At 38.9% G+C, this 17,404-nt stretch carries 12 protein-coding genes and 2 pseudogenes; 12 read left to right on the top strand and 2 right to left on the bottom strand.

From position 1 onward, the window contains the following. Positions 1-196 precede the first annotated feature (196 nt). The 6 genes from murD (at position 197) to lysS (ending at position 7,315) form a co-directional block, all read left to right on the top strand. Positions 197-1,549 carry a UDP-N-acetylmuramoyl-L-alanine--D-glutamate ligase gene (gene murD, locus HT701_RS09195; protein ID WP_119919976.1) on the top strand — a complete coding sequence of 451 codons (1,353 nt, stop codon included), beginning with the start codon at positions 197-199 and terminating at the stop codon, positions 1,547-1,549. Between the two features lies 1 nt (position 1,550). After that, the gene (locus HT701_RS09190; RefSeq protein WP_166727398.1) at positions 1,551-2,609 is read left to right on the top strand and encodes a UDP-N-acetylglucosamine--N-acetylmuramyl-(pentapeptide) pyrophosphoryl-undecaprenol N-acetylglucosamine transferase; all 1,059 of its coding nucleotides are present in this window, start codon (positions 1,551-1,553) and stop codon (positions 2,607-2,609) included. Positions 2,610-2,618: 9 nt separating this feature from the next. Next, positions 2,619-3,839: a cell division protein FtsQ/DivIB gene (locus tag HT701_RS09185; protein WP_023936384.1), complete on the top strand. Its 1,221-nt coding sequence runs from the start codon at positions 2,619-2,621 to the stop codon at positions 3,837-3,839. Positions 3,840-4,071: 232 nt separating this feature from the next. Then, positions 4,072-4,773, top strand: a complete 702-nt coding sequence (gene pyrF / locus HT701_RS09180) for an orotidine-5'-phosphate decarboxylase (protein WP_138700192.1) — start codon at positions 4,072-4,074, stop codon at positions 4,771-4,773. 33 nt (positions 4,774-4,806) lie between these two features. Next, positions 4,807-5,439, top strand: coding sequence for an orotate phosphoribosyltransferase (gene pyrE / locus HT701_RS09175; protein WP_000170920.1), 633 nt, complete (start codon positions 4,807-4,809; stop codon positions 5,437-5,439). Positions 5,440-5,824: 385 nt separating this feature from the next. After that, positions 5,825-7,315, top strand: a complete 1,491-nt coding sequence (gene lysS, locus HT701_RS09170; RefSeq protein ID WP_172930333.1) for a lysine--tRNA ligase — start codon at positions 5,825-5,827, stop codon at positions 7,313-7,315. Positions 7,316-7,382: 67 nt separating this feature from the next. On the opposite strand, the pseudogene HT701_RS09165 reads toward lysS, so the two are convergent. Beyond that, positions 7,383-8,264, bottom strand: a pseudogene (locus HT701_RS09165) (transposase); the annotation flags it as partial. Positions 8,265-8,329: 65 nt separating this feature from the next. Here HT701_RS09165 and HT701_RS09160 point away from each other — a divergent pair. The 6 genes from HT701_RS09160 to kdpC all read left to right on the top strand — a co-directional run bounded on the left by HT701_RS09160 (position 8,330) and on the right by kdpC (position 16,633). After that, positions 8,330-10,963, top strand: coding sequence for a sensor histidine kinase KdpD (locus tag HT701_RS09160; protein ID WP_000847726.1), 2,634 nt, complete (start codon positions 8,330-8,332; stop codon positions 10,961-10,963). Next, a complete protein-coding gene (locus tag HT701_RS09155; protein ID WP_000787304.1) occupies positions 10,953-11,678 on the top strand; it encodes a response regulator transcription factor in 726 nt (241 codons plus the stop codon). The genes HT701_RS09160 and HT701_RS09155 overlap by 11 nt, the downstream gene beginning before the upstream one ends. 299 nt (positions 11,679-11,977) lie before the next feature. Continuing rightward, positions 11,978-12,055, top strand: coding sequence for a K(+)-transporting ATPase subunit F (gene kdpF / locus HT701_RS09150; protein ID WP_007285010.1), 78 nt, complete (start codon positions 11,978-11,980; stop codon positions 12,053-12,055). A gap of 12 nt (positions 12,056-12,067) precedes the next feature. Then, positions 12,068-13,813: a potassium-transporting ATPase subunit KdpA gene (locus HT701_RS09145; RefSeq protein ID WP_000939242.1), complete on the top strand. Its 1,746-nt coding sequence runs from the start codon at positions 12,068-12,070 to the stop codon at positions 13,811-13,813. An 8-nt stretch (positions 13,814-13,821) separates the two neighbouring features. Then, positions 13,822-15,891: a potassium-transporting ATPase subunit KdpB gene (gene kdpB, locus HT701_RS09140; RefSeq protein ID WP_014017221.1), complete on the top strand. Its 2,070-nt coding sequence runs from the start codon at positions 13,822-13,824 to the stop codon at positions 15,889-15,891. Between the two features lie 124 nt (positions 15,892-16,015). Then, complete coding sequence (gene kdpC / locus HT701_RS09135; RefSeq protein ID WP_172931451.1) at positions 16,016-16,633, top strand: potassium-transporting ATPase subunit KdpC; 618 nt, start codon at positions 16,016-16,018, stop codon at positions 16,631-16,633. Positions 16,634-17,040: 407 nt separating this feature from the next. On the opposite strand, the pseudogene HT701_RS11260 reads toward kdpC, so the two are convergent. Beyond that, positions 17,041-17,404 (bottom strand): annotated as a pseudogene (locus HT701_RS11260) (hypothetical protein); the annotation flags it as partial.

Below are 17,404 nucleotides of genomic sequence, written 5' to 3'. Positions count from 1 at the left end.
ATACTCAATGAAAATCAAAAAGCAAACTAGGAAGCTAGCCGCAGGCTGTACTTGAGTACGGCAAGGCGAAGCTGACGTGGTTTGAATTTGATTTTCGAAGAGTATCAGTTAGAAGAAAGAGTCACAAACACACTTTGTGGCTTTTTTATTTCCATAAAAATGGTAAAATAGTAGGAGTAGAAATGGAGTTCGAGACATGAAAGTAATAGATCAATTTAAAAATAAGAAAGTCCTTGTTTTAGGTTTGGCCAAGTCTGGTGAATCTGCAGCTCGTTTGTTGGACAAGCTAGGTGCTATTGTAACGGTAAATGATGGGAAGCCTTTCGAGGACAATCCAGCTGCCCAAAGTTTGCTGGAAGAAGGAATCAAGGTCATCACAGGTGGCCATCCTTTGGAACTTTTGGATGAAGAGTTTGCCCTCATGGTGAAAAATCCAGGCATCCCATACAGTAATCCCATGATTGAAAAGGCTTTGGCAAAGGGAATTCCAGTCTTGACTGAGGTGGAATTGGCTTACTTGATTTCAGAAGCGCCCATTATCGGTATCACAGGTTCAAATGGAAAAACAACCACAACGACCATGATTGGGGAAGTTTTGACTGCTGCTGGGCAACATGGTCTTTTATCAGGAAATATCGGCTATCCAGCTAGTCAGGTTGCTCAAACAGCGACAGACAAGGACACTCTTGTCATGGAACTTTCTTCTTTCCAACTCATGGGCGTTCAAGAATTCCATCCTGAGATTGCGGTTATTACCAACCTCATGCCAACTCATATCGACTACCACGGTTCTTTTGAGGAATATGTAGCAGCCAAGTGGAATATCCAGAACAAGATGACAGCAGCTGATTTCCTTGTCTTGAACTTTAACCAAGACTTGGCAAAAGAGTTGGCTACCAAAACACAGGCTACTGTTGTTCCATTCTCAACACAGGAAAAGGTTGATGGAGCTTATCTGGAAGATGGTCAACTCTACTTCTGTGGAGAAGTGGTCATGGCAGCTAGCGAAATCGGGGTTCCAGGTAGCCACAATGTGGAAAATGCCCTTGCGACGATTGCAGTAGCTAAACTTCGTGGTGTAGACAACCAAACCATCAAAGAAACTCTCTCAGCCTTTGGTGGTGTCAAACACCGTCTCCAATTTGTGGATGAAATCAAGGGTGTCAAATTCTATAATGATAGCAAGTCAACCAATATCTTGGCAACTCAAAAAGCCTTGTCAGGATTTGACAATAGCAAGGTCATTTTGATTGCAGGTGGTTTGGACCGTGGTAATGAGTTTGACGAATTGGTTCCAGACATTACTGGACTCAAGAAGATGGTCATCCTTGGTCAGTCTGCTGAACGTGTCAAACGGGCAGCGGATAAGGCTGGTGTGGCTTATGTGGATGCGACTGATATTGCTGATGCGACACGTAAGGCCTATGAGCTTGCAACTCAAGGAGACGTAGTCCTTCTCAGTCCTGCCAATGCCAGCTGGGATATGTATGCTAACTTTGAAGTACGTGGCGACCTCTTTATCGACACAGTAGCGGAGTTAAAAGAATAATATGAAAAAAATTGTCTTTACAGGTGGGGGGACGGTTGGACACGTGACTCTCAATCTGTTGTTAATGCCCAAGTTCATCGAAGATGGATGGGAAGTCCACTATATTGGGGACAAACGTGGTATCGAACACCAAGAAATCCTCAAGTCGGGTCTAGATGTCACCTTCCATTCCATTGCGACTGGCAAATTGCGTCGCTATTTCTCTTGGCAAAATATGCTGGACGTCTTCAAAGTTGGCTGGGGAATTGTCCAATCTCTCTTTATCATGTTGAGACTTCGTCCACAGGCCCTTTTTTCAAAGGGAGGCTTTGTCTCAGTACCACCAGTTATTGCTGCGCGTGTGTTAGGAGTGCCTGTCTTTATTCACGAATCTGACCTGTCTATGGGCTTGGCCAATAAAATCGCCTATAAATTTGCGACGAAAATGTATTCAACTTTTGAACAGGCTTCAAGTTTGGCTAAGGTCGAGCATGTGGGAGCAGTGACCAAGGTTTCAGATCAAAAAAATCCAGAACTAGATGAATTGGTAGATATTCAAACCCACTTTAATCCCAAATTGCCAACTGTATTGTTTGTCGGCGGTTCAGCAGGCGCTCGTGTCTTTAACCAATTGGTGACAGACCATAAGAAAGAACTGACAGAGCGCTACAATATTATCAATTTAACTGGAGATTCTAGCCTGAATGAGTTGAGCCAAAATCTTTTTCGTGTTGACTATGTGACCAATCTCTATCAACCCTTGATGGAATTGGCTGATATTGTTGTGACACGAGGTGGTGCCAATACGATTTTTGAGCTCTTGGCCATGGCAAAATTGCATGTTATTGTGCCACTTGGTCGTGAAGCTAGTCGTGGCGACCAGATTGAAAATGCAGCTTACTTTGTAAAAAAAGGCTATGCAGAAGAGCTTCAAGAAAGCGATTTGACCTTGGATAGTTTGGAAGAGAAGCTTGCTCACTTACTAAGTCACAAGGAAGACTACCAGGCTAACATGAAGGCTTCTAAGGAATTGAAATCTCTAGCAGATTTTTATCAATTGTTGAAAAAAGATTTATCATAAGGAAAGTAAATGTCAAAAGATAAGAAAAATGAGGGCAAAGAAATCCTCGAAGAATTGAAAGAGTTATCAGAATGGCAGAAACGAAACCAAGAATATCTAAAAAAGAAGGCTGAGGAAGAGGCAGCCCTAGCTGAGGAGAAAGAAAAGGAAAGACAAGCTCGAATGGCTTCAAAATCTGAAGATTCAGATGCAACCGAGGATCAAGAGAGTGAATCTGATTCAAAAGACCCAAAATCAGCTAAGGATGATACCGAAGAAAAAGTAGAAGAGTCAGAATACGTCAAAAAAGAAGTATCCAAAGAAGAATCAAAGTCCAAAGAGCCAAAGAAAGAGGATAAAAAGGCAGATAAAAAGCCTGTAAAGGAAAAACCGGTCAAACCGAAAATTCCAGGAATCCATATCTTACGAGCCTTAACGATTTTATTTCCATGTCTGCTTTTATTGATTGTCTCCGCCTACTTACTCAGTCCTTATGCGACCATGAAGGATATTCGTGTCGAGGGAACGGTGCACACTACGTCTGATGATATTCGACAGGCTTCAGGTATTCAGGATTCGGATTATACGATTAACCTTCTGCTAGACAAGGAAAAATATGAAAAGCAGATTAAGTCTAACTATTGGGTTGAATCAGCTCAACTTGTTTATCAATTTCCAACCAAGTTCACTATCAAGGTCAAGGAATATGATATTGTGGCCTACTATATTTCTGGTGAAAACCATTATCCTATTCTTTCCAGTGGTCAGCTTGAGACCAGTGCTGTGAGTTTGGTCAGTCTACCAGAAACTTATATATCAGTTCTCTTTAATGATAGTGAAAAAATCAAGGCTTTTGTCTCAGAACTTTCTCAAATTAGCCCAGAACTCAAGGCGGCTATCCAAAAGGTGGAACTAGCTCCCAGCAAGGTCACTTCCGATTTAATTCGATTGACCATGAATGATTCGGACGAAGTCTTGGTTCCTCTATCTGAAATGAGTAAGAAACTGCCTTATTACAGTAAGATTAAGCCTCAATTGTCAGAACCAAGTGTGGTCGATATGGAAGCTGGAATCTACAGCTACACTGTAGCGGATAAATTGATTATGGAAGCAGAAGAAAAAGCCAAAAAAGAGGCCGAAGAAGCTGAGAAAAGGCAGGAAGAAGAACGTAAACGTTTAGAAGAAGAACAGAAAAAACAAGAGGAAGAGAGCAATCGAAACCAAACGACCCAGCGCTCATCGCGTCGCTAGGCTTAGCTTTTCTCCTATAGCTCTTTAGTTGCCATGTTTTTACTTGACAAGTACTAGTAGAAATAATAGAATAATAGAAAACCTTTAAAGCAGTCCAGAGAGGCAGCTAAGGTTAGACGGTGAAAGGGTGGAGACTACCCATTTTTCGTGGAACCTTGCTGTTGGCAGGTTCCTTTTTTCGTGGCTTCTGTTGGCCAGACTCTCTCACTAGCAAAGGTAAAAGGAGAAACCTATGCGAGAACATCGTCCAGTCATTGCTCTTGATTTTCCTAGTTTTGAGGCGGTCAAGGAATTCTTAGCTCTTTTCCCAGCAGAAGAAAGTCTTTATCTAAAGGTAGGGATGGAGCTTTATTACGCAACGGGGCCTGGGAGTGTGTCCTACTTGAAAGGCTTGGGTCATAGTGTCTTTTTAGATCTCAAGCTTCATGACATTCCCAATACAGTCAAGTCAGCCATGAAGGTCTTGTCTCGGCTTGGTGTGGACATGACCAATGTTCATGCGGCTGGTGGTGTAGAGATGATGAAGGCTGCGCGTGAAGGTCTTGGAAGTCAAGCCAAATTGATCGCTGTAACTCAGCTCACATCAACGTCAGAAGCTCAGATGCAGGAGTTTCAAAATATCCAAACCAGTCTGCAAGAGTCTGTGATTCACTATGCCAAGAAGACAGCTGAAGCGGGCTTGGATGGTGTTGTTTGCTCGGCTCAGGAAGTACAAGTCATCAAGCAGGCTACCAATCCAGATTTTATCTGTCTGACACCAGGGATTCGTCCAGCTGGTGTTGCAGTTGGAGATCAAAAACGAGTCATGACACCTGCTGATGCCTATCAAATCGGCAGTGACTATATCGTAGTGGGACGTCCCATTACCCAAGCTGAGGATCCTGTTGCAGCTTATCATGCCATCAAGGATGAATGGACACAGGACTGGAATTAAAGAACTAGATTAGAAAAATAAAAGGAGAATACCATGACACTTGCTAAAGATATCGCTAGCCACCTCTTGAAAATCCAAGCCGTTTACCTCAAACCAGAGGAGCCTTTCACTTGGGCCTCTGGTATCAAGTCGCCGATTTATACGGACAACCGTGTGACACTTGCCTATCCAGAGACTCGTACTCTCATTGAAAATGGTTTTGTGGAAGCTATCAAAGAAGCCTTTCCTGAGGTTGAGGTGATTGCAGGAACTGCAACAGCAGGGATTCCACACGGAGCTATTATTGCTGACAAGATGAACCTGCCATTTGCCTACATCCGTAGCAAACCAAAAGACCACGGAGCTGGTAATCAAATCGAAGGTCGCGTAGCTCAAGGTCAAAAAATGGTAGTGGTTGAAGACCTTATTTCAACGGGTGGTTCTGTTCTTGAAGCCGTAGTAGCAGCTAAACGCGAAGGAGCAGATGTACTTGGAGTTGTAGCGATTTTTAGTTACCAATTGCCAAAAGCAGATAAGAACTTTGCAGATGCTGGTGTGAAATTGGTGACGCTTTCTAACTACAGTGAACTCATCCACCTAGCCCAAGAAGAAGGCTATATCACGCCAGAAGGACTCGACCTTCTAAAACGCTTTAAGGAAGACCAAGAGAATTGGCAAGAGGTGTAAAAAATCAAAAGACTAAAAGGTTAAAAATTATACTATTCTGTCATATCAGGTGTATGAATGACAAGATTCAAGTTGTTAATGTTTTTTACGTCAATTGTTTCAGTTTTAGATTTGCTTGGCTTGCTCTTATATAAAAAGTAGCACACGTCATGAAAGTTACAAGGGTTAAAGTATAATCCATAAATATTGTCAGATCCCTTTTCTGATATTTTGGAATTTCTTGCTTATCCCAGTCTTTTCAGTGATTTGGCTCAGTAATCTTAGCGTCAAGTTCTTTTTAGTTTTGAAAGATTATCCGTGAATTTCTTGCTTATTTATGATAAAATGGGAGTATCGCAAAAAATGACTCATCGTATTCAATTTTGAGTAAATCTAGGAGGATCCCATGTCAACAGAACATATGGAAGAACTAAATGACCAGCAGATCGTTCGCCGTGAAAAAATGGCTGCGCTCCGTGAACAAGGAATCGATCCCTTTGGAAAACGCTTTGAACGCACTGCAAATTCACAAGAATTAAAAGATAAATTTGCTGACCTTGATAAAGAACAATTACATGATAAAAACGAAACAGCTACTATCGCAGGACGCTTGGTAACCAAACGTGGTAAAGGTAAAGTAGGTTTTGCCCACCTTCAAGACCGCGAAGGCCAAATCCAGATCTACGTTCGTAAGGATGCTGTCGGTGAAGAAAACTACGAAATCTTCAAAAAAGCAGACCTTGGTGACTTCCTTGGTGTCGAAGGCGAAGTGATGCGTACAGATATGGGAGAACTCTCTATCAAGGCTACTCACATCACACACTTGTCTAAGGCTCTTCGTCCTCTACCAGAGAAATTCCATGGTTTGACAGACGTTGAAACAATTTACCGTAAACGTTACCTTGACTTGATTTCTAACCGTGAAAGCTTTGAACGCTTTGTCACTCGTTCAAAAATCATCTCTGAAATCCGTCGTTACCTTGACCAAAAAGGTTTCCTTGAAGTGGAAACACCTGTTCTTCACAACGAAGCTGGTGGTGCCTCTGCCCGTCCATTTATCACCCACCACAATGCCCAAAACATTGACATGGTGCTTCGTATCGCGACTGAGCTTCACTTGAAACGCCTTATCGTGGGTGGTATGGAACGCGTCTATGAAATTGGCCGTATCTTCCGTAACGAAGGAATGGATGCTACTCACAACCCTGAGTTTACTTCTATCGAAGTCTACCAAGCTTATGCTGACTTCCAAGATATCATGGATTTGACGGAAGGCATTATCCAACATGCTGCTAAATCAGTTAAGGGCGACGGTCCAGTCAACTACCAAGGAACTGAAATAAAAATCAACGAACCATTTAAGCGTGTTCATATGGTGGATGCTATCAGAGAAATTACTGGTGTCGATTTCTGGCAAGACATGACTTTGGAAGAAGCTAAAGCTATCGCTGCTGAGAAGAAAGTTCCAGTTGAGAAGCACTACACTGAGGTTGGTCACATCATCAATGCCTTCTTTGAAGAGTTTGTTGAAGAAACTTTAATCCAACCAACCTTTGTCTATGGACATCCAGTAGCTGTATCTCCACTAGCTAAGAAAAATCCTGAAGACCAACGCTTTACTGACCGTTTCGAGCTCTTCATCATGACTAAGGAGTACGGTAATGCCTTTACTGAGCTCAACGACCCAATCGATCAGCTTAGCCGTTTTGAAGCCCAAGCTAAAGCTAAAGAACTTGGTGACGATGAAGCGACAGGTATCGACTACGACTACATCGAAGCCCTTGAATATGGTATGCCACCAACAGGTGGTTTGGGAATCGGTATCGACCGTCTCTGCATGCTCCTCACGGATACAACTACTATCCGTGATGTATTGCTCTTCCCAACAATGAAATAAGCTCTTATCCTCTGGTACTTGCCAGGGGATTTTTGGCTCTTTGTCAACTGTAGTGGGTTGAAGTCAGCTAATATCTAGAAAGGACACATTTCGTCCTTTCTTTTTTGATGTTCAGAGCGATGAAAATCGTTTTTTTGAAGTTTTCAAAGTTCCGGAAACCAAAGGCGTTGCGTTTGATGAGTTTGATGAGATTATTGGTTGCTTCTAATTTGGCGTTAGAATAGTGTAGTTGAAGGGCGTTGACAATCTTCTCTTTATCTTTGAGGAAGGTTTTAAAGAAAGTCTGAAAAAGAGGATGAACCTGCTTAAGATTGTCTTCAATAAGTCCGAAAAATCTGTCAGGCTCCTTATTCTGAAAGTGAAAAATCAAGAGCTGGTAGAAATCATAGTGGTGTTTCAAGTCTTCTGAATAGCTCAAAAGTCTATCTAGAATTGTTTTTATTGGTCAAGTGCATACGAAAAGTAGGGCGATAAAATCGTTTATCGCTGAGTTTACGACTATCTTGCTGGATGAGCTTCCAGTAGAGCTTGATAGCCTTGTATTCATGAGACTTTCAATCCAATTGATTCATGATTTGGACACGGACACGACTCATAGCACGGCTAAGATGTTGTACAATATGAAAGCGATCTAGAATGATTTTAGCATTCGGGAGTGAAACAGTCTGGGAGACTGTTTCAGCCTGAGCCTAGAAATTTGAAAGCGAATCTGTTTAGCCAAGGCATAATAAGGGCTAAACATATCCATAGTAATAATTTTGACGCGACATCGGACGGCTCTATCATACTTAAGAAAGTGATTACGAATGACAGCTTGTGTTCTACCCTCAAGAACAGTGATGATATTGAGCTTGTTAAAATCTTGCGCAATGAAACTCATCTTTCCCTTGGTGAACTCATACTCGTCCCATGATATAATCTCAGGAAGGCTATTGTAAAAAAAATAAAATTAGGTTATAATGACTTCTGATAAATGATTTTACTACAAAAGGTTGGGTTAACTAAGGTGATGTTATGAAAACAGGGGCGTTAAGAATTTATTTTGGTTATGCTGCAGGAGTTGGAAAAACCTATGCTATGCTTAGAGAAGCGCAGCGAGCTCAAAAAGCTGGAGTAGATGTGGTAGTAGGTTACATTGAACCTCATAATCGACCTGAGACTATGGCTTTACTGATTGGTCTTGAGCAATTATCTCCTAAAACAATAAAATATAAAGGTATCACCTTAAATGAGTTTGATATTGATACTGCTTTAAGGCGTCAACCACGCATTATTTTAGTGGATGAATTGGCTCATACTAACTGTTTTGAGTCACGTAATAAAAAGAGGTACCAAGATATTAAGGAACTGCTTTATGCAGGGATTGATGTCTATACTACTGTAAATGTCCAACATATTGAAAGTTTAAACGATGTGATTGAAGCTATTACAGGGATTCAAGTTAATGAGATAATTCCAGATGCTATTTTTGATCAGGCTGATCAGATTGAACTTGTAGATATTGACCCATCAGATTTACTTGAACGATTGGATAAAGGAAAAATTTATTCTAAATCGCAAGCTAAATTGGCCAAGCGTCACTTTTTTACTGAAGAAAAGTTAATATCTTTGAGAGAAATCGCTTTGCGCAAAGCAGCTGATCAGATTAATGGAAGTGCTTTTCGAGGAAAAAAAGTTAAAGATAGTATTGTGACCAAGGAACATGTCTTGGTCTGTGTGTCACCCTCTCCCTCCTCTTCACATGTCATTCGCGCTGCTTCAAGATTAGCAAGTGCTCTTAATGCAGACTTTACAGCCCTGTATATTGGTAGTTTAGATAGGGAACTGACTAATCAGGAGTTACATCAGAACTTGGAATTGGCAGAGCGGTTGGGAGCTAAGGTGACAGTTATGGATTATAATAATGTGACCAAGCAGATTGCTGATTACGCAAAATTGAGCCGTGTTTCTAAGTTAGTAGTCGGAAAAAGTGGCTCCAGAACTATTTGGCCTAAAGAAAATATTGTGGAAGTTCTTAGTAAGAATGTTCCTGATTTGGATATGTTTGTAGTCCATAATACTAGAGGAAAAAAAGAGACTTCGGTTGGTAAGCTCTCGTTGCCTTCTTGGTTTTCTAAATGGCAATTTTCTTTCAGTGATTTGGTTAAAACACTGGTGGTATTGTTGCTAGTAACCTTAACAGGTCTTTTATTTCGTTTCTGGAATCTCAGTACCAACAACATTATAATAATATATATATTAAGTGTTCAAATAAATGCTGTTTGGACAAAAGGAAAACTTTATAGTGTGATTTCTTCTATTTTATCAGTTCTTTGTTTTAATTACTTTTTTGTGGCCCCCTACTACACTTTTACTTCTTTTAATCCTACTTATCCTATGACTTTTGCTATTATGTTAATTACTGGTCTGATTACTTCTAGTCTCATAAAAAGGATTCAAGAGCAGGCAAGATTATCTACTGAAAAATCTTATCTAACAGAGTTGTTACTACAAACAAATAGAGGATTATCTCAGGCAGACTCTATTCCTTCTATTTTAGAAGAACTAGCTATTCAAGTCAAAAAATTATTGAATAGTGATGTGGTGATTTATCCTGTAACAGGTGGTACTTTGGAGACGCCGAAATATTTCCCTACCAGTCATTCTTTGAGGACCTTAGCTGATTACTATCAGTACAATGAGCGAGGAGTGGTTGAGTGGGTTTTATATAATAATAAACAAGCTGGAGCAACAACAAACACCTTGTCTGCTGCTAAATTTCTGTATTTATCTGTCAGAGGTAAAGATTCTGTTTTTGCTATTATTGGTATTTTAATAGAGGATAAAACAATGATTGACCTGTTTGAAAAATCTGTTATTCTAACTGTTTTAGGAGAGGCATCCTTGGCATTAGAAAAAGAAGCATTACGCGAAGAACAACAAAAAATGGAACTTAAAATACAAAAAGAACAGTTAAGGGTTGATTTGTTAAGGGGAATCTCACATGATTTGAGAACTCCACTTACAAGCATATCAGGTCAGTCTAAATTAATGATGGAGACGGGGGGAATTATGGAGAAACAGCGTATGATAGAATTAGCTGCCTATATTTACGATGACTCTATGTGGTTGATTAATCTGATTGAAAATTTATTGTCAATTACTAAATTGGATAATGATACTACTCTTTCATTAAGAATAAATGTTTTCGATGAGTTGATTGAAGAAGCTTTGAAACATGTGGATCAACATATTAAGAATCATGACTTTGTTTTAATTTTATCAGATGATTTATTAATAGCTAAAATGGATGCTCCCTTGATTGTGCAAGTACTGGTTAATATCATTAACAATGCAGTTAAATATACGCATGAAGGATCTTTAATTACATTGACGAGTAATAGAAAGGATCAGAACCTGGTGGTTGAGGTTTCTGACGATGGTCCTGGTATTAACGATCAAGCAAAAGAAAAGATTTTTGACCTTTTTTATACATCAGAAAATTTGGCATCCGATGGTAAAAGAGGCCTAGGTATAGGACTATCTTTATGTAAGAGTATTATTACAGCACATGGGGGGACTATTTACGTCCATGACAATACTCCTAAAGGAGTTATCTTTGGATTTACACTACCACTAGCGGAGGTGAATGTATTACATGAAAAATGAAAATGTTAAGATTTTAATTTGTGAAGATGACTCTTCCGTTAACAGACTTTTATCCTTAGCAATGGAAGTTGAAGGTTATCATTATGTATCAGTTCGGACTGGAGAGGAAGCTTTGCGTCAGATCATTTCGCAATTTCCAGATTTATTATTATTGGATTTGGGTTTGCCAGATATGGATGGTAAAGACATTATTGACAAGATTCGTAGCTTTTCACAGCTACCTGTTATTGTTGTTAGTGCACGTGGAGAAGAAAGTGACAAGATTGATGCACTTGATGCTGGGGCAGATGATTATTTGACGAAACCCTTTAGCATTGATGAGCTTTTCGCTCGGTTAAGAGTTAGTCTTAGGAGGTCAAAGCAGATTAATCAACAAAGTGACGGTAATTCTGAAAAATCATCTTTTACTAATGGCTGGCTACATGTTGATTTTTTATCTAATCGTGTATTTGTTAATAACCAAGAAATTCACTTAACCCCGATTGAGTATAAGTTGCTTTGTCTTCTATCAGAGAATGTTGATAGAGTGTTGACTTATCGTTTTATTGTCAAGGAAATTTGGGGATATTATGAGGAAGATTTTTCTGCTTTGAGAGTTTTTGTTAATACATTGCGAAAAAAAATCGAATTAGGATTGGGTTACTCTAAAATGGTTCAAACTCATATTGGTATCGGTTATCGTATGATTAAGATTGAAAATTATGATGACAAATAATCCAAAAAGAATTTTATTCACCTGATTTGTAATTTCTTGGCAGCTATTTGAAACAAGTCTTAGGATAGGTTGTCTTAGGTTATTTTAGGAGACAATCTTTATATAATCTTTATTTTATATCCGTAATCTTTATATCATTTTTATACTTTTCGTGGTAGAATGATTATATTCTTGAAGGAGGATACAATGCTAGTAGATTTCATAATGTTTCTAGTTTTATTTTTTATTTTTTTGTTAATGATTGGTTTTATTGTTTGGTGTGATAAGCACCTTAAAGGTGATTAGAGGGAGAGTGTACTATGATAGTATTAGGAATAATTTTTGGTTTATTAATCTGTTATTTATTTTATGCTCTGTTACACCCGGAGAGATTTTAGGAGGAATGTGAGATGTTACAAATCATATTTGTCTTAGTACTGGCTTGTATTATTATATTACCAACTGGAAAGTATCTTTACCATATAGCTAGCCAGCAAAAAACTTTTGCAGATCCCATTATGGATCCTATTGATAGGTGGATTTATAAGTTGCTTGATGTGGACAAAAAAGGAATGACTTGGAAGGAGTATGCTGTAGCCCTTATTTTAACTAATGCTGTTATGGCTCTAGTGGCTTATGTAATCCTAAGAACACAGGCCTTTTTCTTTTTGAACCCCACCCGTGTTGGTTCATTAGAATCAAGCCTGAGTTTCAATACAGTCATATCTTTTATCACCAATTCTAATTTACAAAATTATGCTGGTGAGAGGGATTTGTCTTTTTTTAGTCAGATGGTTGTCATTACTTTTATGATGTTTACCTCAGCTGCTTCAGGCTATGCTGCTGCTATGGCTTTTATCAGAGGTGTATCAGGCAAGTATCAAGACATGGGGAATTTCTATGTTGACTTTGTTCGGGTGATTACTCGAGTGTTGCTTCCTTTTTCAATAATAGGCTCTTTGTTACTTATTTCACAGGGGGTTCCCCAAACACTATCAAAAGAGTTATATGCGACTACTTTGGAGGGCAATTTACAAGGTCTTATAATGGGACCGGTCGCTTCTCTTGAAATTATTAAACACTTGGGAACCAACGGTGGTGGTTTTTTTGCAGCAAATTCAGCAACTCCCTTTGAAAACCCTAATGTAATCACAAATATTATTGAAATGCTATCTATGATGTTGTTACCAGGTTCTATGGTAGTTGTTTTTGGTCATATGGTTTCATCTAGGAAAAAGGAAGATCATCCCTTTGAATCTGTACAGAAAGTTTCTTATAAGTCCACTAAATCTACGTTTATTAAACTAGGAGGACAGGCAAGACCGCTTCTGATTGTTATGCTATTCTTATTTTTTGTTGGTTTATCCATTATTGTTTGGTCAGAAAGTAGAGGAAATCCTGTCTTGCATCAATTGGGTTTGAATCAATCAATGGGAAGTATGGAAGGTAAAGAAGTTAGGTTCGGTATTCCAATGTCTGGTCTATTTACAGAAATAACAACGGCTTTTACAACGGGTTCCGTGAATAATATGCACGATACTTTGACTCCTCTAAGTGGTGGAGTAGCTATGATTAACATGATGCTCAATGTTATATTTGGCGGTAAAGGTGTAGGAATAATGAATATGATGCTGTACGTTCTTCTTACTGTTTTTATTTGTGGATTAATGATTGGGCGTGCACCTGTTTATTTAGGAAAAAAAATTGAAGGTAAAGAAATGACTTTAATTGCTTTAGCCATCATGGTTCACCCTATGATTATTCTAGGTTTTTCAGCAGTAGCTGTCTCATTGCCAGCAGGATTTAACAGTGTTACCAATCCAGGATTTCATTCTTTATCACAAGTGATTTATCAATTTACCTCAGCTTCTGCTAACAACGGATCGGGATTTGAAGGACTAAAAGACAATACTTTATTCTGGAATATATCTACAGGATTAGCTATGTTTTTTGGACGCTATGTGACTTTGATTCTTCAGCTATCGATTGCTGGTTCGTTAATGACTAAGCAACATGTGAATGATTCCCTAGGTTCTTTAAAAACAGATACGGGGACTTTTGCCATTATTTTAGGTGTGATAGTGTTGATTATATCAGCCTTAACTTTCTTACCAGTCCTTGTACTAGGACCTTTAGCTGAATTTCTAACTCAATGAGGTTTATTATGATTTCAAAGAAAACTTACTTTCTGACACAAAAGATACTACTCAGTTCCCTTAAAGGAGCGGTCGTAAAACTTCGCCCTAGTTACATGATTAAAAATCCAGTAATGTTTGTAGTTGAAGTTGGTTTTGTTCTGACCTTCTTTTTAACAATTATCCCCGTTGATGCTCAACAAGATAGCCAAAGTAGTCAATTGTATAATGGCATAGTAGCAGTGATCTTATTTTTAACTTTATTATTTTCTAATTTTGCTGAATCCATTGCGGAAGGAAGAGGAAAAGCACAGGCTGAAAGTTTAAAAAAGACGCAAGAAAATATGACAGCTAGACGACTCTATTTTGACAATGATGGTCAGACCCTTCTTGAAGAAACTATTGAGGCCACAGCCTTGCAAAAAGGAGATATCGTTCTGGTTAAGGTAGGAGAATTAATTCCTGGTGACGGTGAAGTTATTGAAGGAATTGCTTCTGTAGACGAATCAGCTATTACAGGAGAGTCAGCTCCGGTGATCAAAGAACCTGGTGGTGATTTTGCTTTTGTAACAGGAGGGACAACTCTTGCTAGTGACTGGCTTAAGTTGAAAATGACCTCACGTGCTGGAGAGTCTTTCTTGGACAAAATGATTTCCTTGGTAGAGGGTGCTTCTCGGCAAAAAACCCCTAATGAAATTGCCTTGAATACTTTGCTAGTCAGCTTAACAATTATATTCTTAATGGTAATTGGAAGTTTGTACCCGATTGCTAGCGCTTTGCACATAAAGATTACAGTTACTACTCTTGTGGCATTGACCGTATGTTTAATTCCAACAACAATTGGAGGTCTGCTGTCAGCAATTGGAATTGCAGGTATGGATCGCGTTACACGGTTTAATGTGATTGCTATGTCAGGAAAAGCAGTGGAGTCTAGTGGTGATGTGGATACTATGATTTTGGACAAAACAGGAACCATTACCTTTGGAAATCGTATGGCTGCTCATTTTGTTCCTGTAGATGGTGTTAGTCAAGAGTCTTTAATAAGAGCAGCTATGCTAAGTTCTCTACAGGATGATACACCGGAAGGAAAATCAATTGTTAAGCTAGCTAAAGAATATGGGGCAAGTATTCCTCCTATTTCTGAAGATATGACCTTTATTGATTTTACTGCTCAAACACGAATGAGTGGGATAGACTTTGTTGATGGGGGAATGATACGTAAGGGTGCCACAGATGCTATAAGTCGCTATATTAAAGGTAAAGGTGGTGTGATTCCGAAAGATTTGAAGTCTATCAGTGAAAGAATTGCTTCAGCTGGGGGAACTCCACTGGCAGTAGTGGAGGGGCAGAATATTTTGGGAGTGATTGCTCTCAAGGATACCATCAAACCAGGTTTAGTTGAGCGTTTTGCTCGCCTACGGGCAATGGGAATTAAAACTATTATGTGTACCGGTGATAATCCTCTTACCGCTGCGACCATAGCTCAAGAAGCAGGCGTTGATAGCTTTATCGCTGAATGCAAGCCAGAAGATAAAATTGAAGCTATTAAAAAAGAACAACGCTTAGGAAAAGTTGTTGCGATGACAGGAGATGGGACTAATGATGCCCCAGCATTAGCTCAGGCAGATGTCGGTATTGCTATGAATTCTGGAACAAGTGCTGCTAAAGAAGCTGCTAATATGGTGGATTTAGATAGCGATCCAACCAAGATTCTGGATATCGTTGAAATTGGAAAGCAATTATTAATGACGCGAGGAGCTTTAACCACTTTTTCAATTGCTAATGATATTGCCAAATACTTTGCCATTATTCCAGCTATTTTTATGCCCAGTATCCCCCAAATGCAATCGTTAAATATTATGTCATTATCAACGTCTTCCAGCGCAATTTTATCGGCTCTGATTTTCAATGCCATTATTATTCCTCTTCTAATTCCGATTGCGATGAAAGGAGTTTCTTATAAGCCTCAAAGGTCAGAAAAAGTTTTGGCTCATAACATGCTGATTTATGGTTTGGGTGGAGTCTTCATCCCGTTTATTGGAATTAAAATCATTGATATGAGTATTACTCCATTATTGTATCTATTGGGTTTATCCTGATAAGATTAGTTTAATATAATATAATAGTCAAAGGAATAAGATTGAAACTTATCTACATTTCTTTACGTTTAAAAGAATCAGTGTCTTTTCCTTGGGTTGAACATGAAAGGAATGAATAACAATCATGATAAAAATATTTATACATATCAGACGTTCTGTCAGACTAAGTCTTTTATTTGGGGTGGTTTGTGGATTATTTTACCCTTTGCTGATTACCGGATTAGGGCAATTTATTTTTCCTGTTCAAGCCAATGGTAGTCAAATTAAGCAGGATGGGAAGCTTATTGGATCGGCTTTAATTGGGCAAGAATTTTCGTCAGCTGCTTTTCTGCATGGTAGACCATCTGCTATTCAGTATAATACTTACCTTAGCGAAGGAGACCCAAGTGGACAAAGGCGGGATATTACTTCTGGTTCCCAAAATCTGGCTCCTAGTAATCCTGAACTAAAAGTACGTGTTCAAAAGGAACTGTCTCTTCTCATAGAAGAAAACCCAACTATTTCAATCAGAGATATCCCTGCTGATTTGGTAACAACATCGGCTTCGGGATTGGATCCAGAAATCAGTCCAGAAAGTGCTAAACTACAACTCCCCCGTATTTCTAAGACAACAGGTATTAGCTTGCCTAGACTGGAAGAAATCATTGACAAGCATACAGTAACAAAAATTTTTGGATTTCTAGGTGAAGATAGGGTGTCTGTGTTAAAAGTTAACATCGATATTATGAAGGAACTAAACTAACATCGCTGTAAAAGTTATACGGGTATTATTGCAAGTAATTAGTAGTGAGAGGTACGCCTATTACAAAAAAAGGGATAAAAAAGAACTCTTACTTCCTAGACTATATAATCTGATGAGTATCTTACAGATAGAGAAAGGAAGTTGGCATTTATTTATGAACTACTTTTAGCTGGTTTGAGATTTGTGACAAACTCATTTCACTGAAGAATTGTCAATCGAAAGTGATGATGTCCCAAAAAAATGGTGAGATTGAGGGCAATTATTTTGATTTTATTTGATACGAGGAACCCTTGAAGCTGTTTTGTCAAATGAAATGCTTGTCTTAGACTCCTTGCTTTCTCTCTCCTAAATGTAAGGGATAGAGTGATTTCCTTTAAGGAACAGCTTCCCATTTAGCGAGAAATAGCTTATACTTGTAGCTGAGGAGAATGAAGCTCCTCACTAGTAAACTCTTCATAATCCTTTTTATTTTTCTGAAGATATTGTTTGAAAGATGTGAGTTTCCACGGATGGGTTTGTGGAGGGATATACTTGCGTCTTTCTTTTTTTGTTCTGGTTCTGGTTCAAAGTTTTTCGAATAGAGTTCATGAACTAGTAGCTCCTTTGTGTGATAGATCTTGTCAGCGATATTGAGGTAGATGTCACCGTCAACTTCTTTTATAACGAATACTTTCGTCTTTCTGCTGAAATAGACTTCTTTTCCTTTCTGTTGATAGGCTAGTAGCAGATGATTGCTTTGTCTTTTAGAAAGGTTCAGTTCGACACAGGCTC

This window comes from Streptococcus sp. 10824 (assembly GCF_013276595.1).
Classification (GTDB): Bacteria; Bacillota; Bacilli; order Lactobacillales; family Streptococcaceae; genus Streptococcus; species Streptococcus pseudopneumoniae.
Note: the sequence above shows the minus strand (reverse complement) of the source record. Positions and strands in the feature narration are given on the sequence as shown.